Annotated in this window: 17 protein-coding genes; 9 read left to right on the forward strand and 8 right to left on the reverse strand. The window is 69.9% G+C overall.

The features are described 5' to 3' along the window. Positions 1-8: 8 nt before the first annotated feature. From M3M27_RS13350 to M3M27_RS13365, 4 genes are all read right to left on the reverse strand, one after another. The gene (locus tag M3M27_RS13350) at positions 9-1,148 is read right to left on the reverse strand and encodes a polyamine ABC transporter substrate-binding protein (protein WP_140720046.1); all 1,140 of its coding nucleotides are present in this window, start codon (positions 1,146-1,148) and stop codon (positions 9-11) included. A gap of 77 nt (positions 1,149-1,225) precedes the next feature. After that, the gene (locus tag M3M27_RS13355) at positions 1,226-2,590 is read right to left on the reverse strand and encodes an aspartate aminotransferase family protein (RefSeq protein WP_140720044.1); all 1,365 of its coding nucleotides are present in this window, start codon (positions 2,588-2,590) and stop codon (positions 1,226-1,228) included. A gap of 617 nt (positions 2,591-3,207) precedes the next feature. Continuing rightward, a complete protein-coding gene (locus M3M27_RS13360; protein ID WP_434025931.1) occupies positions 3,208-4,596 on the reverse strand; it encodes a glutamine synthetase family protein in 1,389 nt (462 codons plus the stop codon). Positions 4,597-4,601: 5 nt separating this feature from the next. After that, positions 4,602-5,357 (reverse strand): gamma-glutamyl-gamma-aminobutyrate hydrolase family protein, encoded by a 756-nt coding sequence (locus M3M27_RS13365; RefSeq protein WP_140720040.1) that lies wholly within the window; start codon positions 5,355-5,357, stop codon positions 4,602-4,604. A 269-nt stretch (positions 5,358-5,626) separates the two neighbouring features. On the opposite strand from M3M27_RS13365, the gene M3M27_RS13370 reads away from it, so the two are divergent. The 3 genes from M3M27_RS13370 (at position 5,627) to M3M27_RS13380 (ending at position 9,677) form a co-directional block, all read left to right on the forward strand. Next, positions 5,627-7,006 (forward strand): glutamine synthetase family protein, encoded by a 1,380-nt coding sequence (locus tag M3M27_RS13370; RefSeq protein ID WP_434025932.1) that lies wholly within the window; start codon positions 5,627-5,629, stop codon positions 7,004-7,006. Then, a complete protein-coding gene (locus M3M27_RS13375; RefSeq protein ID WP_434025933.1) occupies positions 7,006-8,298 on the forward strand; it encodes an NAD(P)/FAD-dependent oxidoreductase in 1,293 nt (430 codons plus the stop codon). The genes M3M27_RS13370 and M3M27_RS13375 overlap by 1 nt, the downstream gene beginning before the upstream one ends. A gap of 83 nt (positions 8,299-8,381) precedes the next feature. After that, positions 8,382-9,677 carry a diguanylate cyclase gene (locus M3M27_RS13380; protein ID WP_140720033.1) on the forward strand — a complete coding sequence of 432 codons (1,296 nt, stop codon included), beginning with the start codon at positions 8,382-8,384 and terminating at the stop codon, positions 9,675-9,677. A gap of 27 nt (positions 9,678-9,704) precedes the next feature. Here the strand turns inward: M3M27_RS13380 and M3M27_RS13385 are convergent, their stop codons facing one another. The 3 genes from M3M27_RS13385 to M3M27_RS13395 form a co-directional block, all read right to left on the reverse strand. Further along, positions 9,705-10,991, reverse strand: a complete 1,287-nt coding sequence (locus tag M3M27_RS13385; protein ID WP_140720031.1) for an MFS transporter — start codon at positions 10,989-10,991, stop codon at positions 9,705-9,707. Positions 10,992-11,107: 116 nt separating this feature from the next. Further along, positions 11,108-12,610 carry an aldehyde dehydrogenase gene (locus tag M3M27_RS13390; RefSeq protein ID WP_434025934.1) on the reverse strand — a complete coding sequence of 501 codons (1,503 nt, stop codon included), beginning with the start codon at positions 12,608-12,610 and terminating at the stop codon, positions 11,108-11,110. A gap of 79 nt (positions 12,611-12,689) precedes the next feature. Further along, positions 12,690-13,238: a cupin domain-containing protein gene (locus M3M27_RS13395; RefSeq protein ID WP_140720027.1), complete on the reverse strand. Its 549-nt coding sequence runs from the start codon at positions 13,236-13,238 to the stop codon at positions 12,690-12,692. Between the two features lie 211 nt (positions 13,239-13,449). Here M3M27_RS13395 and M3M27_RS13400 point away from each other — a divergent pair, with 211 nt between their 5' ends. The 6 genes from M3M27_RS13400 to M3M27_RS13425 all read left to right on the forward strand — a co-directional run bounded on the left by M3M27_RS13400 (position 13,450) and on the right by M3M27_RS13425 (position 20,362). Then, entirely contained in the window at positions 13,450-14,805 is a 1,356-nt protein-coding gene (locus tag M3M27_RS13400) for an aspartate aminotransferase family protein (protein ID WP_434025935.1), read from the forward strand. Positions 14,806-14,955: 150 nt separating this feature from the next. Then, a complete protein-coding gene (locus tag M3M27_RS13405; RefSeq protein WP_434025936.1) occupies positions 14,956-15,585 on the forward strand; it encodes a LysE family translocator in 630 nt (209 codons plus the stop codon). A gap of 34 nt (positions 15,586-15,619) precedes the next feature. Beyond that, positions 15,620-15,991 (forward strand): hypothetical protein, encoded by a 372-nt coding sequence (locus tag M3M27_RS13410; RefSeq protein WP_434025937.1) that lies wholly within the window; start codon positions 15,620-15,622, stop codon positions 15,989-15,991. A gap of 106 nt (positions 15,992-16,097) precedes the next feature. Continuing rightward, a complete protein-coding gene (locus M3M27_RS13415; protein WP_434025938.1) occupies positions 16,098-16,952 on the forward strand; it encodes a plasmid replication/partition related protein in 855 nt (284 codons plus the stop codon). Positions 16,953-17,051: 99 nt separating this feature from the next. Next, the gene (locus M3M27_RS13420; protein WP_434025939.1) at positions 17,052-18,347 is read left to right on the forward strand and encodes a DUF445 domain-containing protein; all 1,296 of its coding nucleotides are present in this window, start codon (positions 17,052-17,054) and stop codon (positions 18,345-18,347) included. A gap of 575 nt (positions 18,348-18,922) precedes the next feature. Then, positions 18,923-20,362: an MDR family MFS transporter gene (locus tag M3M27_RS13425; protein ID WP_434025940.1), complete on the forward strand. Its 1,440-nt coding sequence runs from the start codon at positions 18,923-18,925 to the stop codon at positions 20,360-20,362. A gap of 82 nt (positions 20,363-20,444) precedes the next feature. Here M3M27_RS13425 and rlmKL read toward each other — a convergent pair whose 3' ends face one another. Beyond that, the gene (rlmKL, locus tag M3M27_RS13430) at positions 20,445-22,622 is read right to left on the reverse strand and encodes a bifunctional 23S rRNA (guanine(2069)-N(7))-methyltransferase RlmK/23S rRNA (guanine(2445)-N(2))-methyltransferase RlmL (RefSeq protein WP_434025941.1); all 2,178 of its coding nucleotides are present in this window, start codon (positions 22,620-22,622) and stop codon (positions 20,445-20,447) included. Positions 22,623-22,710 lie beyond the last annotated feature (88 nt).

A 22,710-nucleotide genomic window follows, 5' to 3' on the forward strand; every position in this document is an offset into this window, starting at 1 on the left:
CCTGGGCATCAACGCCCCGTCTTGATCTCCGTCCACAGCCGCGTGTACAGCTGGTCCACTTCCGGCGGATTGATCGCGTAGGTGAACATCTTGGCCTTCACCTCGTCCGGCGGGTAGATCGTCGGGTCGTTGCGGATGTCCTCGGCCACCAGCGGGGTCGCCTTCGGCACCGGGTTGGCGTAGTGGATGAAGTTGGTGTTGGCCGCGGCCACTTCCGGCGTCAGCAGGTAGTTGATGAACGCGTAGGCGTTTTCCGGGTGCTTGGCGTCCTTCGGGATCGCCAGCATGTCGAACCACTGCGGCGCGCCCTCCTTCGGGATCGAGTAGGCCACGTGCACGCCGTTGCCGGCCTCGTCGGCGCGGTCGCGGGCCTGGATGATGTCGCCGGACCAGCCCACGGCCAGGCAGGTGCTGCCGTTGGCGAGCGAGCTGACGTACTGGCTGGAATGGAAGTTCTGCACGTACGGGCGGATCCCCTTGATCAGGTCGGCGGCCTTCTGCAGTTCCTCCGGCTTCTGGCTGTGCGGGTCCAGGCCCAGGTAGTTCAGCGCGATCGGCAGCAGGTCGGAGGGCGTATCGAGGATCGTCACGCCGCAGTCCTTCATCTTGCCGATGTTCTCCGGCTTGAAGATCAGGTCCCAGCTGCCGGCGATGTCGGTGCTGCCGCCGAAGCGCTCCTTGAGCTTGTCGACGTTGTAGCCGATGCCGGTGGTGCCGATCATGTACGGCACGCCGTACGCGTTGCCCGGATCCTGCTGCGCGATGCGCTTCATCACGTCCGGGTCGAGGTTGGCCAGGTTCGGGATCTTGCTCTTGTCCAGCGGCAGGAACACGCCGGCCTTGATCTGGCGGCCGAAGAAATTGAGCGTCGGCACCACCACGTCGTAGCCGCTGCCGCCGGCCAGCAGCTTGGCCTCGACCATCTCGTCGCTGTCGAACACGTCGTAGACGACCTTGATGCCGGTCGCCTTCTCGAAGTTGGGGACGGTGTCCTCGGCGATGTAGTCGGAGTAGTTGTAGACGTTGAGGACCTTCTCCTCGGCGCCGGCGGGCTTGCCGGCATCGGCATTGGCGCCGGCCTCGGGCTTGCCGCCGCAGGCGGCCAGCAGCGTGGTGGCGAGGGCGACGGTCAGGATTCGCAGCTTCATCGTGGTCTCCACAAGATCCCGCTATGAGGGTGGGGCCGGCCGTGGGCCGGGACTACGCCAGCCTACCCAGCGCCGGGCTATTTGCCCAGCGCCGCGGCGGTGTCGTCCAGCGCCTTCCAGGCCTTGTCGAACAGTTCGTCGACCTGGGCCCGGGTGATCACCAGCGGCGGCGACAACAGCATCGCATCGTTGGTCGCGCGCAGGATCAGGCCATGGCGGAGCGCAATGTCGCGGCACAGCGCGCCGACCTTGCCGCGCTCGTCGAAGTAGCCGCGCCGGCGCTTGTCCGGCACCAGTTCGAGCGCCCCCATCAACCCGGCGATGCGCGCCTCGCCGACCAGCCGGTGCCCGCCCAGCTCGGCCCAGCGCTGGGCCAGGTAGGGCGCGATCCGCTCGCGCGCAGTCTCGACGATGCGCTCTTCCTGCATGATCCGCAGGTTCTCCAGCGCCACGGCGGTGCAGACCGGATGCCCCGAATAGGTGCAACCGTGCGCCAGCTCGCCGCCCTGCTCCTTCAGCACGCCCGCGACGCGGTCGTTGAACATCGCCGCGCCGAGCGGGATGTAGCCGGAGGTGATGCCCTTGGCGATGGTCATCACGTCCGGCTGGAAACCGAAGTACTGCGAGCCGAACCACTGCCCGGTGCGGCCGAAGCCGCAGATCACCTCGTCGGCGACCAGCAGCACGTCGTACCTGCGGCAGATCCGCTCGATCTCGGGCCAGTAGCTGCGCGGCGGGATGTACACGCCGATGGCGCCCATGATCGGCTCGCCGATGAAGGCGGCGACGTTGTCCGGGCCCAGCTCGAGGATCTTGTCCTCCAGCCGCCGCGCGGCGAGCAGGCCGTACTCCTCCGGGTCCGTGTCGCCGCCGTCGCCGAACCAGTACGGCGGATCGATGTGCGCGATGCCCGGGATCGGCAGGCCGCCCTGCTTGTGCATGCCCTTCATCCCGCCGAGGCTGGCGCCGGCCATGGTGGTGCCGTGGTAGCCGTCGTGGCGCCCGATGAAGACCTGCTTCTGCGGCTTGCCCTGCACCGCCCAGAAGTGCCGCACCAGCCGCAGGATGGTGTCGTTGGCCTCCGAACCGGAGTTGGTGAAGAAGGCGTGGTTGATGTCGCCGGGCGCCAGCTCGGCGAGCTTGGCGGCCAGGCGGATGGTCGGCTCGGTGGTGCACTGGAAGAAGCTGTTGTAGTAGGCCAGCTCCTCCATCTGCCGCGCCGCCGCCTCGCCCAGCTCGGCCCGGCCGTAACCGATGTTGACACACCACAGCCCGGCGAACGCGTCCAGCAACTGGTGCCCCTCCGCATCCCACACATAGACGCCCTCGCCCCGCGTCAGGATGCGCGTGCCCTTCTTCGCCAGCGCCGCGTTGTCGTTGAACGGATGCAGGTGGTGGGCTGCATCCAGGTCCTGCAGGGTCCGCGTTTGAATCGGGTCCATCGCCATCTCCGCTATCGCTTTTGATTTTTGCCGTTGCCGTTGCCGTTGCCGTTGCCGTTGCCGTTGCTCGTGATGTTGCCTTGGCTTCCCGCCTTTGACTTACCGGGGCCCCTCCGAAGCGGCGGAGATGGCGGGTAAAACCCCGCAGAGGCGACGTGCATGGATGCACGTCGTTTTTCGCCGGGGCAGGATGCCCCGTCGAAAAATCCCGCCGGCTCCGCGGACCCGCAGCGCAGCTGCGGGCGCGCAGGCGGGGTGTGCTTGATCAGCCGTTCGGCTGCTGTGAAGCGCTTCTTTGGGTTACTTTTCTTTACGCGGCACATCCTTGTGCCGCGCCCTTCGGGCCGGCTTCGCCGTGCGGCGCCGCTCCTGCGGCGCGCGTGCACAAGCAAAGAAAAGTGACTCGCCAAAGGCGAAAGCTGTTGCTGTTACGCAAGAGAACCCACAAGACCTCGAACAATGCGAGGCTTCCCTCGCACCCTCACCCCAACCGCCCCGGCCCACACCAGCGGAGTGGGCGCTCAAAGGCACGCGCGCCAGTGGCGCGCAAGCCGTGCCTTATCGCCCCGAAGGGAGAGTGGCTCGAGCTCCCCCCTGCCCCTCAAGCACTCAACGCCTCAAACATTCAACAACAGGAACTCCCGTTCCCACGAACTGATCACCCGGAAAAACGTCTCGTACTCCTTCCGCTTCACCGACACGTAGGCACGCACGAACCGCTGCCCCAGCATCTCCTGCAACGGCACGCACCCCTCCAACTCGTCCAACGCCTCGCCCAACGACCGCGGCAGATCGTAGCCCTCCTCCTTGCCGCTGCCGGTGATCGGCTCGGTCGGCTCCAGCTTCTCGCGGATCCCGAGCAGGCCGCAGGCCAGCGTCGCCGCCATCGCCAGGTACGGATTGGCGTCCGAACCGGCAAAGCGGCTCTCCACCCGCATGTTCTCGGGCGTATCGAACGGCACGCGCAACCCGCAGGTGCGGTTGTCGTAGCCCCACAGCACATTGCTCGGCGACACCTCGCCGAACACCAGCCTGCGATAGGAATTCACGTTCGGCGCGAAGAACGCCATCGCCATCGGCACGTACTTCTGCAATCCGCCCAGATAGTGCGCGAAGGTGCGGCTGAACTCCCCCGACCTGCCGCCGCTGAAGACGTTCTGCCCGTCGCCCGCCCGCACCAGGCTCTGGTGGATGTGCATCGCGCTGCCCGGCTCGTTCTCCATCGGCTTGGCCAGGAAGGTGGCATAGACGCCGTGGCGCATCGCCGCCTCGCGCATCGTGCGCTTGAACAGGAACACCTGGTCGGCCCGCGACATCGCGTCGCTGTGGGTGAAGTTCACCTCCAGCTGCGCGGCGCCGGACTCGTGGATCAGCGTATCCACGTCCAGCTCCATCGCATCGCAGTAGTCGTACATCAGGTCCAGGATCGGATCGAACTCGTTGACCGCGTCGATCGAGTACGACTGGCGCGCGGTCTCGGCCCGCCCGGAGCGGCCGGCCGGCGGCAGCAGCGGGAAATCCGGATCGGTGTTCTTCTGCACCAGGAAGAACTCCAGCTCCGGCGCCACCACCGGCTGCAGGCCCTCCGCCGCGTAGGCATCGAGCACGCGCCGCAGCACGTTGCGCGGCGCCAGCTCGTGCGGCGTGCCGTCGCGGGTATAGCAGTCGTGGATGATCTGCGCGGTCGGATCCGTGGCCCATGGCACCATGCGCACCGTGTCCGGGTCCGGGCGCAGGTGCATGTCCGAATCCGACGGCGAGGTCAGTTCGTAATAGTCGTCCGGGTAGTCGCCGGTGACGGTGGTGGCGAAGATCCCTTCCGGCAGGCGCGTGCCGTAGTCGTGGCTGAACTTGTCGGCCGGGATGATCTTGCCGCGCGCGTTGCCGGTGATGTCCGGCACCAGGCATTCCACCTCGGTGATGCGGCGCTCCTTCAGCCAGCGCAGCAGCGAGCTTTCGGGTTGGACAGGAGGGGCGGCCTTGCGGGGGCGCGGGCGGGTGGTCATGGGATTCAGCGGCTGCGTTGGGCGGCGTAGCGACGACACGCTTCGCCGAAGGCCTGGAATATGCCGAGGTAGAACGGGTTTTCGGTGACGCGCCATTCCGGATGCCACTGCACGGCCAGCAGGAACGGCGTGCCGATGCCGCGGAAGGCCTCGACCAGGCCGTCGGGCGAGGTCGCCTCCACCGCCAATCCCCCGCCCAGGCGCGCGATGCCCTGCCCATGCAGCGAGTTGACGCGGACCTCGGTCGTGCCGGCGATGCCGGCCAGCAAGCCGCCCGGTTGCAGATGCACCGGATGCGCCGGGCCGTACTGCACTTCCAGCGCGGCCTCGATGTCCTCGCGGTGGTCGTCCATGCCGTCCACCTCGTGCACCTTCTGGTACAGGGTGCCGCCGCAAGCGACGTTGACCTCCTGCAATCCGCGGCAGATCGCCAGGACCGGCAGGCCGCGCGCCACCGCCTGCGGGACCAGCGCCAGCGTGTTGGCGTCGCGCGCGGGATCGTGCAGGTTGCCCTCCCAGCTCGGTTCGGGGCCGTAGTGGTGCGGCTCGATGTTGCTGACCGCACCGGTGAGCAGCAGCCCGTCCAGGCGATCGAGCCAGAGTCCCGGATCGACCGGCGGCTGCAAGGCCGGCAACAGCACCGGCGTGGCGCCGGCGCCTTCCACCACCGCGCGCACGTACTTCTCGCCGGTGGCGAGGAACGGATGCGCTCCGATCATCTTGCGGTCGGTCGGCAGGCCGACCAGCGGCGGGAAGGCCATGCGATGGGGCTCGATGGGCTTTTCGGCAACCTACCTTGGGCGTTTTATTTTTGCAACAACGCACGCATGCCCCTCTCCCGGCAGGAGAGGGCTTGGGGTGAGATGCGGGCGCAGCCCTGCGTCGCCAGGCTGCAGGAGGCTTCGCCCGTACCCTCGTCCGCCCCTTCGGGGCACCTTCTCCCGGTGGAAGAAGGGAAAGCCGGGGCGTTGAGTATTCTTGACACACCCTCCGCTCTGCTAAGCTCGGCCAGACCCCGCAGGCGCCCGTCATGACCACGAATCCCGCCGCTTCGTCCCTGCCCCCGGAAGACGTCGAGACCCTGCGCCGGATCGACGGCTGCGAACTGGTCGACCTGCTGCTGCCCGACACCAACGGCCTGCTGCGCGGCAAGCGCGTGATCCGCGAATCGCTGGAGAAGGTCTACGCGGACGGCGTCTGCCTGCCGATGTCGCTGCTGGCCGCGCACATCACCGGCGACACGGTCGAGGAGACCGGCCTGGGCTACGACATCGGCGACGAGGACCGATTGTGCCGCCCGGTACCCGGCACGCTGCGCCCGGTGCCGTGGTCGCCGCGGCCGATGGCGCAGTTGCTGCTGTCGATGGAGGACGGGCGCGGCGGCGCGTTCGAGGCCAATCCGCGCGCAGTGCTGGCGCGCGTGCTGGAGCGCTACCGCGCGCGCGGCCTCACGCCGGTGGTCGCGGTCGAGCTGGAGTTCTACCTGTTCGATGCCGCACCCGACGCGCACGGCCGCCCGCAGACCCTGCGCGACCCGCGCACCGGCCAGCGCGGCGACGGCACGCAGGTCTACTACATGCCGGAGCTGGACGACCATCGCGCCTTCACCGACGCGGTCGCCGCCGCCTGCCGCGAGCAGCGCGTGCCCGCCGACACGGCCGTGGCCGAATACGCGCCGGGCCAGTTCGAGATCAACCTCAAGCACCGCGACGACGCGCTGGCCGCCTGCGACGACGCGATCTTCCTCAAGCGCACGATCAAGGCGATCGCGCAGCAGCAGGGCGCGCTCGCCAGCTTCATGGCCAAGCCGTTCGCCGGCCAGTCCGGCAGCGGGCTGCACCTGCACGCCAGCCTGCTCGACGACGCCGGCCGCAACGTCTTCGCGGGCATGCCGGACGCGCCGGCCGAAGCGCTGCGCCACGCGGTGGCAGGCCTGCAGCGCGCCGCCGCCGATTCGCTGCTGCTGTTCGCCCCGCACGCCAACAGCTACCGGCGCTTCGTGCCGAACGCGTTCGTGCCGCTCAACGACAGCTGGGGCTTCAACAACCGCACCGTCGCGCTGCGCATCCCGCACAGCGATCCGCGCAACACCCGCATCGAACACCGCATCGCCGGCGCCGACGCCAATCCCTACCTGGTCGCCGCGGCGGTGCTGGCCGGCATGCTGGACGGCATCGAACGCCGGCTCGATCCGGGCCCGCCGGTCGTCGGCAATGCCTACGAGCAGGCCGAGTGCCGCAGCCCGGGCTGGCAGGAGGCGATCGCGCGCTTCCTGGCCAGCGACTTCGTCGCCCAGGCGTTCGGCGAGCGCTTCCGGCATGTCTACGGCCAGCAGAAGCGACGCGAGATGCTGGACTTCCAGGCCCGGGTGACCGACCTGGACTACGCCTGGTACCTGCGCACGGTGTGATGGCCAGCCGCGCGCGCGAAGAGGGCTATCCCGACAGCTGGTACGCGGCCAGCACGGCGCCGTTGCCGCCGCAGGCAGCCCTGCAGGGCGCGGAGACCGCCGACGTCTGCATCCTCGGCGCCGGCTATACCGGCCTGACCGCCGCGCTGGCATTGGCCGAAGCCGGCTACCGCGTGGCCGTGCTCGAGGCCCGGCGCATCGGCTGGGGCGCTTCCGGGCGCAACGGCGGGCAGGCCATCGTCGGCTACGGCTGCGAGCAGGACACGCTGGAGAACCTGCTCGGGCCGGACGAGGCGCGGCTGCTGTTCGACTTCTCGCGCGACGGCATGCGGATGCTGCGCGAGCGCATCGCCCGCCACGGCATCGACTGCGACTGGCGCGACGGCCATGCCCACGTCCCGCTCAAGCCGCGCCAGGAGCGCGCCTTGCGTGCCGGCATCGCGCACATGGCCGAGCGCTACGACTACCCGCTGGAATGGTGGGACCGCGCGCGCCTGCGCCGGGAGCTGGCCAGCGACCTCTACCTCGGCGCGATGTACGACGCCGCCAGCGGCCACCTGCATCCGCTCGCCTATGCGCTGGGCCTGGCGCGCGCCGCGCTGGCCGCCGGGGTGCGCATCTTCGAGCATTCGGCGGTGACGCGGCTGGAGCGCGGCGCCCGGCCGGTGCTGCACACGGCGCGTGGCCAGGTGCGGGCGGAGTTCGCGGTGATCGCCGGCAACGCCTGGCTGCGCGGCGTCGCGCCGGAGCTGGAAGCGCGGATCATGCCGGTCGGCACCTACATCGGCGCCACCCCGCCGCTGGGCGCCGAGCGCGCCCGGGCCCTGATCCGCAACGACATGGCGGTGGCCGACACCAACTGGGCGCTCGACTACTACCGGCTCAGCCGCGACCACCGCCTGCTGTTCGGCGGCCGCGCCAGCTACTCCTCGCTGCCGCCGCCCGGCCTGAGGGGCCTGATGACCCGGCGCATGCACCGGGTGTTCCCGCAGTTGGGGGACGTCGGGCTGGACTACCTGTGGGGCGGCTACGTCGATATCTCGCTCAACCGCGCCCCGCACTGGGGGCGGCTGGCGCCGAACCTGTATTTCGCCCAGGGCTTCTCGGGCCACGGCGTCGCGGCGAGCGGCCTGGCCGGCACCGTCATCGCCGAGGCCATCGCCGGGCAATCCCGGCGCCTGGACGTGTTCGAGCGCATCCCGCACCGGCCCTTCCCCGGCGGCCGGCTGCTGCGCACCCCGCTGCTGGTGGCGGCGATGAGCTGGTATCGCCTGCGCGACCTGCTCCCATAACGCGAAATCCGTCACAATTATCTCAAGCTTTGCCGGATCTGGCCGATATGGACGCGGCACGTTACTTCCCCATACGTCACTCGATGCCCGTCCCCTCCGCTCGAGCTCCCGAAGGCGATCCGCTGCCGCAGCGCGTCCTGCTGGTGGAGAACTCGCGCGCCTTCACGGGCATGCTGCGCGAGGCGATCGAGTCGCGGGTGGAGCTGCCGGTCACGGTGGTCTCCACGCTGGCCGAGGCCGCGCGCGTGCTGGAGGAGGAGGACGGCTGGTTCCTGGTGCTGACCGGCCTGGTGCTGGTCGACGGCGACCGCGACCAGGTGGTGGAGTTCTTCGTCTCGCGCGGCCTGCCCACGGTCGTGGTCAGCGGCGTCTACGACGAGGACCTGCGCAAGCGCGTGCTGCAGCAGCAGATCATCGACTACGTGCTGAAGAACGCGCCGGGCAGCATCGACTACCTGACCTGGCTGGTGCAGCGCCTGGACCGCAACCGCCGCATCTCGGCGCTGGTGGTGGACGACTCGTTGTCGGCCCGTACCTACGCCACCGCGCTGCTGGAGATGTACGGCTACAAGGTGGTCGTGGCCGCCGACGGCGCGCAGGGCCTGAAGGCGATCGAGCAGGACCCGAGGATCCGCCTGGCGGTGGTCGACCAGGACATGCCGGGCATGGAAGGCGTGGAATTCACCCGCCGCCTGCGGGCGCTGCGCGCGCGCGACAAGGTCGCGGTGATCGGGCTGTCCGGCAACAACGACGCCTCGCTGATCCCGCGCTTCCTGAAGAACGGCGCCAACGACTTCCTGCGCAAGCCGTTCTCGCGCGAGGAATTCTTCTGCCGCGTCTCGCAGAACGTGGACCAGCTGGAGCTGATCGGCACCCTGCAGGACCTGGCCACGCGCGACTACCTCACCGGACTGCCCAATCGCCGCCACTTCCTCGAACAGAGCCAGCGCCTCCTGCCGAGGCTGCTGGCCGAACGGAAGGCGGTCACCGCGGCGATGCTCGACATCGACCACTTCAAGCACATCAACGACACCTGGGGCCACGAGGCCGGCGACCACGCGCTGCGCGCCGTGGCGGCCTCGGTATCCGAGCATGCGCGGCCGCAGGACCTGGTCGCGCGCTTCGGCGGCGAGGAATTCTGCCTGTTGGTGCCCGGCCTCGATGCCGCCGGCGCGGCCGGCTACTTCGAAGCGCTGCGCGAGCGGATCGGCGCGTTGCGCATCCCGGTCGGCACGGACGTCCTGCGGATGACGGTCAGCATCGGCCTGTGCACCGCGCACTCGGAGGACTGGACGCTGCACGACATGCTCGGCGAGGCCGACAAGCACCTGTACCTGGCCAAGGCCGGCGGCCGCAACCAGGTCCGCTTCGCTGCCTGACCCCTATCGCAGGACAGCCCCCACCATTCACGCCACGCTGGAATGCCGGCGCGCGGCCATCAGCGCCAGCAGCGTCACCACCGCCATCGAGCTCAGGTACCAGCCCACCGACTTCAAGCCATACGTCGCCGCCAGCCAGGTCGCCAGCGGCGCGGCCGGCGCGGCACCGAGCACCCCGGCCAGGTTGAACGACATCGACGAGCCGGTGTAGCGCACCTCCACGGGGTACAGTTCCGACAGCAGCGTTCCCACCGGACCGTAGGTCCAGCCCATGACGAACAGCCCGATCGCCAGGAACGCCAGCACCATCAACGGATGGCCGGACTGGAACAGCGTGGAGAACAGCAGCCCGAACGCCACGATGCACGCGCTGGCCACCGCCATCGAACGGCGTGCGCTGGTGCGGTCGCCGTACAGGGCCGACAGCGGGATGCCCAGCGCGAAGAACAGCATGCCCACCATCTGCAACAGCAGGAACTGCTGGCGACTGTAGCCGAGCGTGGTGGTGCCGTAGCCGAGCGCAAACACCGTCATCAGGTAGAACAGCACGAAGGTCGCCAACGCGCCGAACGTGCCCGCAAGCACCGGCCCCATGTGCTTGCGCACGACCACCCCGAACGGCACGCGCACCTGTTCGTTGCGCTCCAGCGCCCGCTGGAAGTCCGGCGTCTCGGTGATGCTCAGGCGCACCCACAGCCCCAGGATCACCAGCAGCGCGCTGGACAGGAACGGCACGCGCCAGCCCCAGCTCATGAACTGGTCCTGCGACAGCAATGCGCCCAGCACCAGGAAGGTGCCGGCCGAGAGCAGGAAGCCCAGCGGCGCGCCGAGCTGCGGGAACATCCCGTACCAGGCGCGCTTGCCCGGCGGCGCGTTCTCGGTCGCCAGCAGCACCGCCCCGCCCCACTCCCCACCCAGCCCCATGCCCTGGCCGAAACGGCACAGGGTCAGCAAGGCCGGCGCGGCGATGCCGATCTGCGCATAGGTCGGCAGCAGGCCGATCACCACGGTCGAGATGCCCATCGTCAGCAGTGCCGCCACCAGCGTCGCCTTGCGCCCGATCCGGTCGCCGAAGTGGCCGAACAGCGCCGAGCCCACCGGGCGCGCGACGAACGCCACCGCGAAGGTCGCCAGCGAGGCGAGCTGCTGCGCGGTCGCGCTGGCCGGCGGGAAGAACAGGTGCGGGAACACCAGCACCGCGGCGGTGGCGTAGATGTAGAAATCGAAGAACTCGATGGTGGTGCCGACCAGGCTCGCCAACAGCACGCGGGCGGGCGAATTGGTCGGCGCCTGGGAAACGGCGGCAACGCTCATGCGGGGGTGGTCGTTCGAAGAGGCTGGGGATTCTGGCAGATGCGGCGCGGCATGCGCACGCATGGTTGCGGCAGCAACCGTATGGCGCGCGTCGCCGGCCGGCCTCGCCATGGCGGTCAATCCGCGAGGTTGATCCAGGTCGCCTTGATCTCGGTGTACTTGTCGAACGCGTGCAGCGATTTGTCGCGCCCATTGCCCGACTGCTTGTAGCCGCCGAACGGCGCGGTCATGTCGCCGCCATCCCAGTAGTTGACCCAGACGCTGCCGGCGCGCAGCTTGCGCGCGACCCGGTGCGCCCGGGAAATGTCGCGGGTCCACACGCCGGCCGCCAGCCCGTACTGCGTGTCGTTGGCCATGCGCAGCGCGTGCGCTTCGTCGTCGAAGGCGATCACCGACAGCACCGGCCCGAAGATCTCCTCGCGCGAGATGGTGTGCTCGTGCGCCACCCCGTCGAACACGGTCGGCTCCACGTAGCAGCCGCCTGCGACCACGTCCGCGCGCTTGCCGCCGAGCACCAGGCGCGCGCCCTCCTCGCTGCCCTTGGCGATGTAGTCGAGCACGCGCCGGGTCTGCGCCTCGTCCACCAATGCCCCCATCGCCGCGTCGTCCTCGAACGGGTGGCGCGGCTGCATCCTGCGCCCCGCGGCGACCACCTTCTCGACGAAGGCGTCCTTGATCGAGCGCTCCACCAGCAGGCGCGAGGCCGCGGTGCAGACCTCGCCCTGGTTGTAGAAGATGCCGCCGGCGGCGGCCTCGGCGGCCGCGTCCAGGTCCGGCGCATCGGCGAACACGATGTTGGGGCTCTTGCCGCCGCACTCCATGTACGCGCGCTTCATGTTGGACTGGCCGGCGTATTGCAGCAGCTTGCGGCCCACCGCGGTCGAGCCGGTGAACACCAGCCCGTCCACGTCCATGTGCAGCGCGAGCGGCTCGCCGGCGCCGGGCCCGGTGCCGGGCACCACGTTGAACACGCCGTCCGGCACGCCCGCCTCGGCCACCAGTTCGGCCAGCCGCAGCGCGCTCAGCGGCGACTTCTCCGACGGCTTGAGCACCACCGAGTTGCCGGTGGCCAGCGCCGGGGCGATCTTCCAGGCCGCCATCAGCAACGGGAAGTTCCACGGCACGATCGCGCCGACCACGCCGAGCGGTTCGCGCGTGACCAGGCCGAGCTCGTCCGGACCGGTCGGCGCTATTTCGCCGTATACCTTGTCCAGCGCCTCGGCGGTCCAGCTCAGGCACCGGATGGTCGCCGCCAGGTCCACCGCGCGCGCGTCGCGCACCGGCTTGCCCATGTCGAGCGATTCCAGCAACGCCAGCTCGTCGGCATGCCGTTCGACCAGTTGCGCCAGCTTCAGCAGCACCTTCTTGCGGTGCACGGGCTTGGCCTCGGACCAGCGCCCGGACTCGAAACCGCGCCGCGCGGCGGCCACCGCGCGGTCCACATCCAGGGCGGACCCGGCCGCGACCCGGCCAAGCACGCGCCCGTCGATCGGGCTGACGCAATCGAAGGTCGCGCCGTCGGCGGCATCGACATAGCGGCCGTCGATGAAGGCCTGGGTCTTCGGCGAAAGACCCTCGGCCATGGCCTGCCAGTGTTCGCGGTTACGGGACGTGCTCATCGACTCTGCTCCTGTGGTTCCTTCGCCCCGCGGGGCGAAGGCGGAGGGCAAGGACCTGTCGCCCCGCCCCTGCGGAAGGCTAGAAAGTAGCCGGCGTGTTCGCGCTGACGATGACCGCCTCGCCTTCGCCGACGTTGCGGAAGCGGTGCGGGATGCGGCTCTCGAAGTAATAGCCCTCGCCCGCGCGCAGCACCCGTGCCTGCCCGCCGACCGTGACCTCCACTTCGCCGCAGACCACCACGCCGCCCTCCTCGCCGTCGTGGCGCAGCATGCTCTCGCCGGTGTCGCTGCCGGGCGGCATCACCTCGCGCAGGATGCACATCTGGCGCTGCGGGCGATGCTTGCCCACCAGGAAATAATGGATGCCGTCGCTGCCCACGTCCGGCAGCTCGTCGGCCGAATAGAAAGGCGTGTCGGGCGGGCCGATCTGCAGGTCGTGGGTGAAGAAGTCGGCCAGCGAGATCGGGATGCCGTCCAGCACCTTCTTCAGCGAGCTGACCGACGGGCTGACCTTGTTCTGCTCGATCAGGGAGATCGTCGAATTGGTCACGCCCACGCGCTTGGCGAGCTCGCGCTGGCTGAGCCCATGCGCCCTCCGCACCAGTTGCAGGCGTGCGCCGATGTCCATGCGTCCAGAAACCGGGGATGTGTTGCGGATACTTTACATGGGCCGACCCGAGCGTCAATCGCACCATGCGGAATCCTGTGGGAGCGGCTTCAGCCGCGATAGGGCTCTACCGGCAAGCTCCATCGCGGCCGAAGCCGCTCCCCAGAGCATCCGATCCCGTCCGGGCCAAGCTGGTGTAAAGTTTTTTCAACAACTCGACCGGAGCGCGTTCATGAGCAGCGAATCCCCGTCCTCCCTCGCCGAACTGGCGCAGCAGCCGCCGGCCTCGCTCGACGCGTTCTGGATGCCGTTCACCGCCAACGCCCAGTTCAAGGCGCGCCCGCGCCTGCTGGCCTCCGCCGAGGGCATGTACTACCGCAGCGTGGACGGCCGCAGGATCCTCGACGGCACCGCCGGCCTGTGGTGCTGCAACGCCGGCCATGCGCGCCCGCGCATCGTCGAGGCGGTGGCGAAGCAGGTGGCGACGCTCGACTTCGCGCCGACCTTCCAGATGGGCTCGCCGCTGCCGTTCGTGCTGGCCGAGCGGCTCAAGGCGATCGCGCCGCCAGGCCTGGAGCACGTGTTCTTCACCAACTCCGGCTCCGAGTCGGTGGACAGCGCGATGAAGATGGCGCTGGCCTACCACCGCCTGCGCGGCGAAGGCCAGCGCACCCGCTTCATCGGTCGCGAGAAGGCCTACCACGGCGTCGGCTTCGGCGGCATGTCGATCGGCGGCCTGCCCAACAACCGCAAGTGGTTCGGTCCGCTGCTGCCGGGCACCGACCACCTGCGCCATACCCTCGACATCGGCCGCAACGCCTTCTCGCGCGGCCTGCCCGCGCACGGCGTCGAATTGGCCGAGGACCTCGAACGCCTCATCGCCCTGCACGACGCCTCCACCATCGCCGCGGTGTTCGTCGAACCGATCTCCGGCTCGGCCGGCGTGGTGCTGCCGCCCGCGGGTTACCTGCAGCGCCTGCGCGAGATCTGCGACCGCCACGGCATCCTGCTGGTGTTCGACGAGGTGATCACCGGCTTCGGCCGCGTCGGCAAGGCTTTCGCCGCGCAACGCTTCGGCGTCGCCCCCGACCTGATGACCACCGCCAAGGGCCTGACCAACGGCACCGTGCCGATGGGCGCCGTATTCGCGAGCGACAAGGTGCACGAGGCCTTCACCCACGGCCCGGCCAGCGCCATCGACTTCTTCCACGGCTATACCTATTCGGGCCATCCGCTGGCCTGCGCCGCCGCACTCGCCACCCTGGACACCTACGCCGAGGAAGGCCTGTTCGAGAAGGCGATCGAACTGGGCGGCCTCTGGGAACAGGCGATCCATTCGCTCGAGGGCGCCCCGAACGTCGTCGACATCCGCAACTTCGGCCTGGTCGGCGCGATCGAGCTGGCCCCGCGCGAAGGCGCCCCCGGCGCGCGCGGCTACGAAGTGCTGGAACGCTGCTTCCACGAAGGCAACCTGCTGGTCCGCGCCACCGGCGACGTCATCGCGCTGTCGCCGCCGTTGATCGTGGAGCCCGACCAGATCGGCGAGATGTTCGAGATCCTCGGACGCGTATTGCGGCAGGTGGCCTGACCGGACGGGCCGAGGGTCGCGTCCGCCGGCCATCGTAGGCGCCGGGGCCGAACTGGCCGGAGAACCGTTTCGCCCGGGCTTGCCGCCCAGGCGGCCCGGCCGGCAGTAATATCAGCCACCGCCGTCAACCGAGGAGCGACCGTGGTCCCCATGAACGACCTGCTGCTGTTCGCCGGCGCGGCCTTGCTGATGGTCCTGACGCCGGGCCCGAACATGATCTACCTGATCTCCCGCTCCATCTGCCAGGGGCGCAAGGCCGGGATGATCTCGCTCCTGGGCGTCGTCGCGGGGTTCCTCGTCCACATGTTCGCGGCGGCCATCGGCATCACCGCGCTCTTCCTCGCGATCCCGATGGCGTACGAAGCGCTCAAGTGGCTGGGAGCGGCCTACCTGCTGTATCTCGCCTGGCAGGCGGTGAAACCGGGCGCACGTTCGCCGTTCGAAGCCCGCCAACTGCCGGAAGACCCGCCTTCCAGGCTGTTCCTGATGGGCTTTCTCACCAATACGCTGAATCCGAAGATCGCGGTCTTCTATCTCTCGATCTTTCCCCAGTTCGTGTCGCCGGACCACGGGTCGGTATTCGCGCAGAGCGTCGTGCTCGGCCTTACCCAGATCGTCGTGAGCTTCACCGTCAACACGGCCATCGCGCTGTCCGCAGGCGCCCTGGCCGGCTGGTTCGTGCGCAACCCGCGCTGGCTGTCGGCGCAGCGCTACTTCATGGGCTCGGTGCTCGCGGGGCTTGCGGTACGGCTCGCCCCGGAGCAACGCAGGGCTGCCTAGGCCACGCCACGGCCCGAGAGCAGGAGACGGCGCGATGTTCAAGAATCTCATCCCGAAGATCTTCTACGAGCGGCTGCAGGACGGCCTCGAATTCTTCGTGGACGGACTGGGCTTCGAACTCCTCTACCGCGATGCAAGCCTGGCCGTCGTGGCACGCGACGGGGCGAAGGCCTATGTCGTCCAGGACGCCGGGTACGCGGCGAAGGACCGTCCGGAGCTTGGCATCGAAACCGACGACATCGGCGCGATCTTCGAGGAAATGTCCTCCCGTGCGCCCCACCTGTTGCATCCCAACTCGAACAGGGTCTCGTTGAAGCCCTGGGGCGCGCGGGAGTTCGCGATGCTGGACAAGACCACGGTCTGCGTCGTCTTCCGCCAATGGCAGGCCGACGGCGGGGACGCCTGATACGCCTCGCCGTCCGGCACCGGGATGCCGTATCCGCCCTGGTTCGCCCATCGCCACGCGCCGGCCTTGCCCCTACAATGCGCGCCCGTTTTTCCCGCTGCATTGCATGGACATCGTCGTCAACGAAGAACTGAAGGCCTACATCGACCCGCTCACCGCCGAGGAGCACGACGCACTGGAACGCAGCCTGCTCGCGGAAGGTTGCCGCGACGCCCTGGTGCTGTGGGGCAACGTCCTGGTCGACGGGCACAACCGCTACGGCATCTGCCGCAAGCACGGGATCCCGTTCAACACCGTGCAGAACCCGCGCTTCCAGTCGATCGACGACGTGCACCTGTGGATGATCGAGCAGCACCTGGGCCGGCGCAGCGTCTCCGATTTCCAGCGCGGGGTGTTGGCGTTGCGCAAGCGCGAGATCCTGGCCAAGCGCCAGCGCGAGGCGCGCGAGGCCGAACTCGCCGCGACGCGCGCCGCGCAGCAGGCCCAAGCCCAGGCGGAAGCGGAAGCAGAAGCCGCCGCGGCCGGACCGGCGCCGGCCGAGGACCTGCCGCCGTGGGACGACGCGCCGCCGGTCAGCCGCGCCGAACTCGCGCGCGAGGCGCGCCTGAGCAACAACCAGGTGGTGATGATCGAGCGCATCCACACCCAGGCCGCACCGGAGGTGATCGAGGCGGTGAAGGCCGGCGACATCTCGATCAGCGCCGCGGCCGCGGTGGCCACGTTGTCCGAGGAAGAGCAACGCGCCGCCGCGCTGGCCGGCAAGTCCGAACTGAAGCAGGCGGCCAAGCGCGTGCGCGAGTCCAAGCGCAAGCCCAAGGCGGACGCCGCCGCGGACGGCGACCAGGCGCCCCTGGACGCCAAGGCGTTGCAGCGCCGCGTCAACGAGCTGGAACGCGAGAACGAGCGGTTGCGCGGCCAGGTCGCGACGCTGCAGGAGCAGTTGCAGCGCCTGCGGGGCTGATCGCGCCCGCCGGCCGGCGCGATCGCCGGGACGACGGATGCCGGCGGCGCGCGGCCGGCGAAGACGGGCCGCATCCGCCGGATATGCCAACCTAGCCGCATGGATACCCGCACCGCTGCCTCCACCGATCCGCGCCGCACGCAGCTGCGGCGGATGAAGACCCTGGCCCTGTTCCTGCTGCTGGCGATGCTCGGCGGTTTCGTGCTCAGCCACGCGATGGGCCAGCAGGGCGCCTGGGCCTGGGTCGCCGCGTTCTGCGAGGCCGCCGCGGTCGGCGCGCTGGCGGACTGGTTCGCGGTGGTCGCGCTGTTCCGCCGCCCGTTGGGCCTGCCGATCCCGCACACCGCGATCCTGCCGCGCGGCAAGGACCGCCTGGCGGACGGCCTGGCGGTGTTCGTGCGCGACCACTTCCTGGCTCCCGCGACGCTGCTGGAAAAGCTGCGGCTGTTCGACCCGGCCAGCCGCCTCGGGCAATGGCTGGCGCAACCGGCGCAGGCGCGGATGCTGGCGCAGATGGCGCGCGGCTGGATGCAGCAGGCGCTGGACCTGCTCGACGAAGCCGCGGTGCGGCGCGCGATCCAGCGCTTCGTGGTGGAGCGCCTGCGGCAGTGGAACGCCGCCGCCACCGCCGGCGAGGTGCTGTCGCTGCTGACCACCGACGGCCGCCACCAGCGCCTGCTCGACGATGGCCTGGAACGGCTGGGCCGTTGGCTGGACGACGAGAAGGTCAAGGCCTGGGCATCCGACCTGATCGTGCGCTACGCGCGCCGCGAATGGCCCAAGCTGGTCGGCACGGTGAACTGGGTGACGCCGGTCGACGAGATCGGCGACAAGCTGGCCGACCGGCTGGCGCGGGCCACGATCGAGGAACTGCAAGCCATCCTGTCCACGCCGGAACACCCGCTGCGCCAGGACTACGAGGCCTGGCTGCGCGACTACATCGAGCGCCTGCGCGACGAGCCCGCGATGGCCGAGCGGGTGGAACGGCTCAAGCAGCGCGCGATCGAGCACCCTGCCCTGCAGGATTACGTGCAGGCGCTATGGGCGCAGATCCACGCGGCGCTGCGCCGCGACCTGGACAGCGGGGACTCGGCGATCGCCGCGCACCTGGAACGCTCGCTGCATGGCCTGGGCCGCTCGCTCGCCGAAGACCCGGCCCTGCGCGAGGCGCTCAACCAGCACATGCTCGATGCCGCCGGCCGGCTCACCGAGCGGCTGCGCGCCTCGGTGACCGAACACATCGCGGGCACGATGAAGGGCTGGGACGAGCGCCACCTGGTCGACCTGCTGGAACTGAGCGTCGGCCGCGACCTGCAGTACATCCGCTTCAACGGCACACTGGTGGGCGGATTGATCGGCCTGGCACTGCATGCCGTGTCGGTGTGGATGGGGTGATGCCCCGCTGGCGGGCGTCCCAACCCCGGCCGATACAGCGCTTTATCTGTGGGAGCGACTTCAGTCGCGACGGGCCCTACCCTCAAAACCCATCGCAACCAATGCCGCTCGGTGCGGACGGAGTCGCGCCCCCCGGCAAGCGCCCCAACCCCGGCCGATGCAGCGCTTTTCCGTGGGAGCGACTTCGGTCGCGACGGGCCCTACCCGCAAAACCCATCGCAACCAATGCCGCTCGGTGCGGACGGAGTGACGCCCCCCGGCAAGCGCCCCAACCCCGGCCGATGCAACGCTTTTCCGTGGGAGCGACTTCAGTCGCGACGGCCTTATCGGTAAAGCCCGTCGCGACTGAAGTCGCTCCCACAAGGGATCGCCGGCGCCCTCGCCTGCCATGGGCGAGCACCGCCAGCGGAGGGGAAAGCGCCTCCATGACGGACGTCGCCTTGCTCCGTCCCGCCGGGAGGCGAATAATAGCCATGCTGCGCCGCACAATCCCGTGCGGCGCGGGCTGGTCCGCCGGCCACGCCGGCCCCCCGCGACGCCTCGCGCCCGGCCAGCCCGGAACCGAGAACGCCAAGTTGTCCCGCGAGCCCACGCCTGCCGCCCCCTCCCAGCGTTACCCCGACTACCGTCTGATCTCGCTGATCCTGGCCTGCGCCATCTTCATGGAGCAGCTCGACGCCACGGTGCTGGCGACGGCGCTGCCGACCCTGGCGCGCGACTTCGGCGTGGCGGCGCCGGCGATGAGCATCGCCCTGACCAGCTACCTCCTGGCGCTGGCGATCGGCATCCCGGCCAGCGGCGCGATCGCCGACCGCTTCGGCCTGCGCCGGGTCTATTGCGCCTCGATCTGGATGTTCATCGCCGGCTCGATCCTGTGCTCTCTGGCGACCGACCTGCCGACGATGGTCGTGGCGCGCTTCATCCAGGGCGCAGGCGGCGCGATGATGGCCCCGCTCGGCCGCTTGATCCTGCTGCGCAGCGTCGAGCGCCGCCACCTGGTGTCCGCGATGGCCTGGACGCTGGTGCCGGCCTTCGTCGGGCCGATGCTCGGCCCGCCACTGGGCGGCCTGTTCGTGACCTACCTCGACTGGCGCTGGATCTTCTACATCAACGTGCCGATCGGCATCGCCGGGTTCTTCCTGGTGCGGCGCTTCATCCCGGAAATCCCCGCCGAGTCGGCGCCGGGCCGGTTCGACTTCGCCGGATTCGCGCTGTGCGGCGTGGCGCTGGGCTGCCTGCTGTTCGGGCTGGAGATGGTCAGCCAGCGCGACGGACTGGCCCATGCCGTCGCGCTGATCGCGACCGGCGGCGTCGCCTCGCTCGGCTACCTGTGGCATGCACGCCGCCATCCGGCGCCGCTGCTGGACCTGTCGCTGCTGAAGATCGATTCGTTCCGGCTGTCGGTCATCGGCGGCTCGCTGATGCGCGTCACCCAGGGCGCGCATCCGTTCCTGCTGCCGCTGCTGTTCCAGATCGGGTTCGGCTACAGCGCCGCGCAGAGCGGCCAGCTGGTGATGGCCACCGCGCTGGGCGCGCTGGTGATGCGCGTGCTGACTCCGCGCCTGTTGCGGCGCTACGGGTACCGCAACGCGCTGATCGGCAACGGCGTGTTCGCCAGCCTCGGCTACCTGGTGTGCGCGTTCTTCCAGCCCGGCTGGCCGCCGATGCTGGTGTTCGGCCTGCTCGCCTGCTGCGGCGCGTTCATGTCGTTCCAGTTCGCCGCGTACAACACCATCGCCTACGAGCACGTGCCGGCATCGCGCATGAGTTCGGCCAGCAGCCTGTACACCACGCTGCAGCAGTTGATGCTGTCGGTGGGCGTGTGCGCCGGCGCGCTGTTCCTGAAGACCTCGATGGCGGCGAGCGGCCACGCCGCGCCGCAGCTGCGCGACTTCTCCGTCGCCTTTCTCGCGGTGACGCTGATCTCCTTCAGCTCGCTGCGCTGGCACGTGCGCTTCGCGCCCGATGCGGGACAGGAGATGAGCGGGCACCGGCGCGGCGAAGCCGCCGGCTGACGGACTGCCCTGTGGGAGCGGCTTCAGCCGCGATGGAGCCTTACCGGGAATGCCACATCGCGGCTGAAGCCGCTCCCACGGGCTATGCCCGCGCCAGCCGCCAGGCGCGGTGGATGCGGGCGTTGCGCTCGAAGTCCGGGTCGATCGTCGCCGGGGTGATCTCCTCGCAGCGCGCGAACGCGGCGATCGCGTTCTCCTCCAGCCGGAACCGGCGGAAATTGTTTGAGAAGTACAGCACCCCGCCCGGCGCCAGCCGCGCCACCGCGGCGCGCAGCAACCGCACCTGCTCGCGCTGCACGTCGAAGTCCTCCGCGCGCGCGGAATTGGAGAACGTCGGCGGGTCGCAGAAGATCACGTCGAACTGGCCGCGCTCGGCTTCCAGCCAGGCCAGCGCATCGGCCTGCACCAGTTGGTGCTTCGCCCCGCCCAGGCCATTGAGCGCGAAGTTGCCGGCGCACCACTGCAGGTACGTGCCGGACAGGTCCACGCTGGTGGTGGCCGCCGCACCGGCCACCGCCGCTTCCACGCTGGCCACGCCGGTATAGCAGAACAGGTTGAGGAAGCGCTTGCCGCGCGCCTCGGCCGCCATGCGCGCGCGCAGCGGGCGGTGATCGAGGAACAGGCCGGTATCCAGGTAGTCGAACAGGTTCACCTGCAGCAGCGCGCCATGCTCGCGCACGTGGAAGCTCTCGCCGCGCTGGTCGAAGCGGCCGTACTTGCTGCCGCCCTTGCCGCGCTGGCGCGCCTTGGTCGCCACCTGTTCCTTCGGCACCTGGAACACCTCCCGCGCCGCCGCCAGCAGGTCGCCGAAACGGCGGCGCACGTCGGCCTCGGGGATCGAGGCCGGCGCGGCGTACTCCTGCACGTGCAGGAACAACCGGCGCTCGCCGTCGGCCTCCTGGTAGACGTCGATCGCGGCGGCGTATTCGGGCAGGTCGGCATCGTAGGCGCGGAAGCACTCCACGCCTTCGCGCGCGCGCCATTTCTTCAGCCGCTGCAGGTTCTTGCGCAGGCGGTTGGCGACCATCTGCGCGCCGTCGCCGAGCGGGCGCGGCTCGGCCTGCGCCCGCTGCGGCACCGCGACGGGATCGCAGACGAGCAGCGTGCATTCGAGCGCGCCGTTGAACACCTGGTACTTCCGGGTCGCGCGCAGGCCGGTGGCGAAGGCCAGTTCGTCGTTGCCGCACAACAGGCCGGCGCGCCAGGCGGGCACCGCGCGCCGCAACGCATCGCCCAGGCGCCGGTACAAGGCCGCGTCCGCGGCCAGGCGTTCGTCGTACGGCGGATTGCACACCACCGCGCCGTTCGCTTCGGGCGGCAGCGGCAGTTGCGCGACATCGGCCACGGCGAAATCGATCGCGCCCTCCACGCCCGCCGCGCGGGCGTTGGCACGGGCGGCGTCGATCGCGCGCGGGTCGAGGTCGCTGCCGTGCAGGGACGGGCGCAATCCGGCCAATCCCGCCGCGGCGCGCGCCTGCGCTTCGTCCACCAGCGTTTCCCATGCCGCAGCGTCGAATCCGCGCCAGCGCGTCGGCGCCAGCACCGGCCGCTCGGCCGGCGAGGCGGCGGCAAGCGACCACGGGTCGGCGTAGCGCTGCAGGCCGGGCGCGACGTCCGCGGCCATCAGCGCGCCTTCGATCAGCAAGGTGCCGCTGCCGCACATCGGGTCGAGCAGGCCGCCGCCTTCCGCGTACAGGCGCGGCCAGCCGGCGCGCACCAGTACCGCGGCGGCCAGGTTCTCCTTCAAGGGCGCTTCGTGCGGGGCCATGCGCCAGCCGCGCCGGTGCAGCGGGCCGCCGCCGAGGTCGACCGAGAGCGTGGCGCGGCCCTTGCGCAGCGACAGGTTCAGGCGCAGGTCGGGCTGCTCCACGTCCACCGACGGCCTCGGCAGGCCCTGCCCGCGCAAGCTGTCCACCACCGCATCCTTGACCCGCTGCGCGGCATAGCGCGCATGCGTGATCGCGGTGCCGGAGACGTGCGCATCCACCGCCAGCGTGTGCCCGGTCGCGAGGTGCTCCTGCCACGGCAGCGCCGCCGCGCCGGCGTACAGCGCATGTTCGTCGGGGCAGTCGAACCCGGCGATCGGCCACAGCACGCGGCTGGCCAGGCGCGACCACAGCACGGCCCGCTGGGCATCGCGCAGTTCGCCTTCGGCGTTCACGCCGGCGACGGTGGCGGTGGCCTTGGCCGCGCCGAGCGCAAGCAGTTCGTCGGCCAGCAGGTATTCCAGGCCCTTGGCGCAGGAAGCGAAGAATTTCACGTGGATATCCGGGAAAGCGGCGGCGCCAGGGGTTCCTGCGGCGGAAGCGGCGGCACGGGGGCGCCATGTTCGGCGATCGTGCCGCGCA

It is taken from the genome of Xanthomonas boreopolis (assembly GCF_046529185.1).
In the GTDB taxonomy this organism is placed as follows: Bacteria; Pseudomonadota; Gammaproteobacteria; order Xanthomonadales; family Xanthomonadaceae; genus Pseudomonas_S; species Pseudomonas_S boreopolis.

Coding starts and splice junctions, on each gene's coding strand:
- M3M27_RS13380 (WP_140720033.1), top strand. CDS start 8,382: ATGCCCGTCCCCTCCGCTCGAGCTCCCGAAGGCGATCCGCTGCCGCAG.
- M3M27_RS13415 (WP_434025938.1), top strand. CDS start 16,098: ATGGACATCGTCGTCAACGAAGAACTGAAGGCCTACATCGACCCGCTC.
- M3M27_RS13350 (WP_140720046.1), bottom strand. CDS start 1,148: ATGAAGCTGCGAATCCTGACCGTCGCCCTCGCCACCACGCTGCTGGCC.
- M3M27_RS13395 (WP_140720027.1), bottom strand. CDS start 13,238: ATGGACATCGGCGCACGCCTGCAACTGGTGCGGAGGGCGCATGGGCTC.
- M3M27_RS13420 (WP_434025939.1), top strand. CDS start 17,052: ATGGATACCCGCACCGCTGCCTCCACCGATCCGCGCCGCACGCAGCTG.
- M3M27_RS13370 (WP_434025932.1), top strand. CDS start 5,627: ATGACCACGAATCCCGCCGCTTCGTCCCTGCCCCCGGAAGACGTCGAG.
- M3M27_RS13390 (WP_434025934.1), bottom strand. CDS start 12,610: ATGAGCACGTCCCGTAACCGCGAACACTGGCAGGCCATGGCCGAGGGT.
- M3M27_RS13405 (WP_434025936.1), top strand. CDS start 14,956: ATGAACGACCTGCTGCTGTTCGCCGGCGCGGCCTTGCTGATGGTCCTG.
- M3M27_RS13365 (WP_140720040.1), bottom strand. CDS start 5,357: ATGGCCTTCCCGCCGCTGGTCGGCCTGCCGACCGACCGCAAGATGATC.
- M3M27_RS13375 (WP_434025933.1), top strand. CDS start 7,006: ATGGCCAGCCGCGCGCGCGAAGAGGGCTATCCCGACAGCTGGTACGCG.
- M3M27_RS13410 (WP_434025937.1), top strand. CDS start 15,620: ATGTTCAAGAATCTCATCCCGAAGATCTTCTACGAGCGGCTGCAGGAC.
- M3M27_RS13400 (WP_434025935.1), top strand. CDS start 13,450: ATGAGCAGCGAATCCCCGTCCTCCCTCGCCGAACTGGCGCAGCAGCCG.
- M3M27_RS13355 (WP_140720044.1), bottom strand. CDS start 2,590: ATGGACCCGATTCAAACGCGGACCCTGCAGGACCTGGATGCAGCCCAC.
- M3M27_RS13360 (WP_434025931.1), bottom strand. CDS start 4,596: ATGACCACCCGCCCGCGCCCCCGCAAGGCCGCCCCTCCTGTCCAACCC.
- M3M27_RS13385 (WP_140720031.1), bottom strand. CDS start 10,991: ATGAGCGTTGCCGCCGTTTCCCAGGCGCCGACCAATTCGCCCGCCCGC.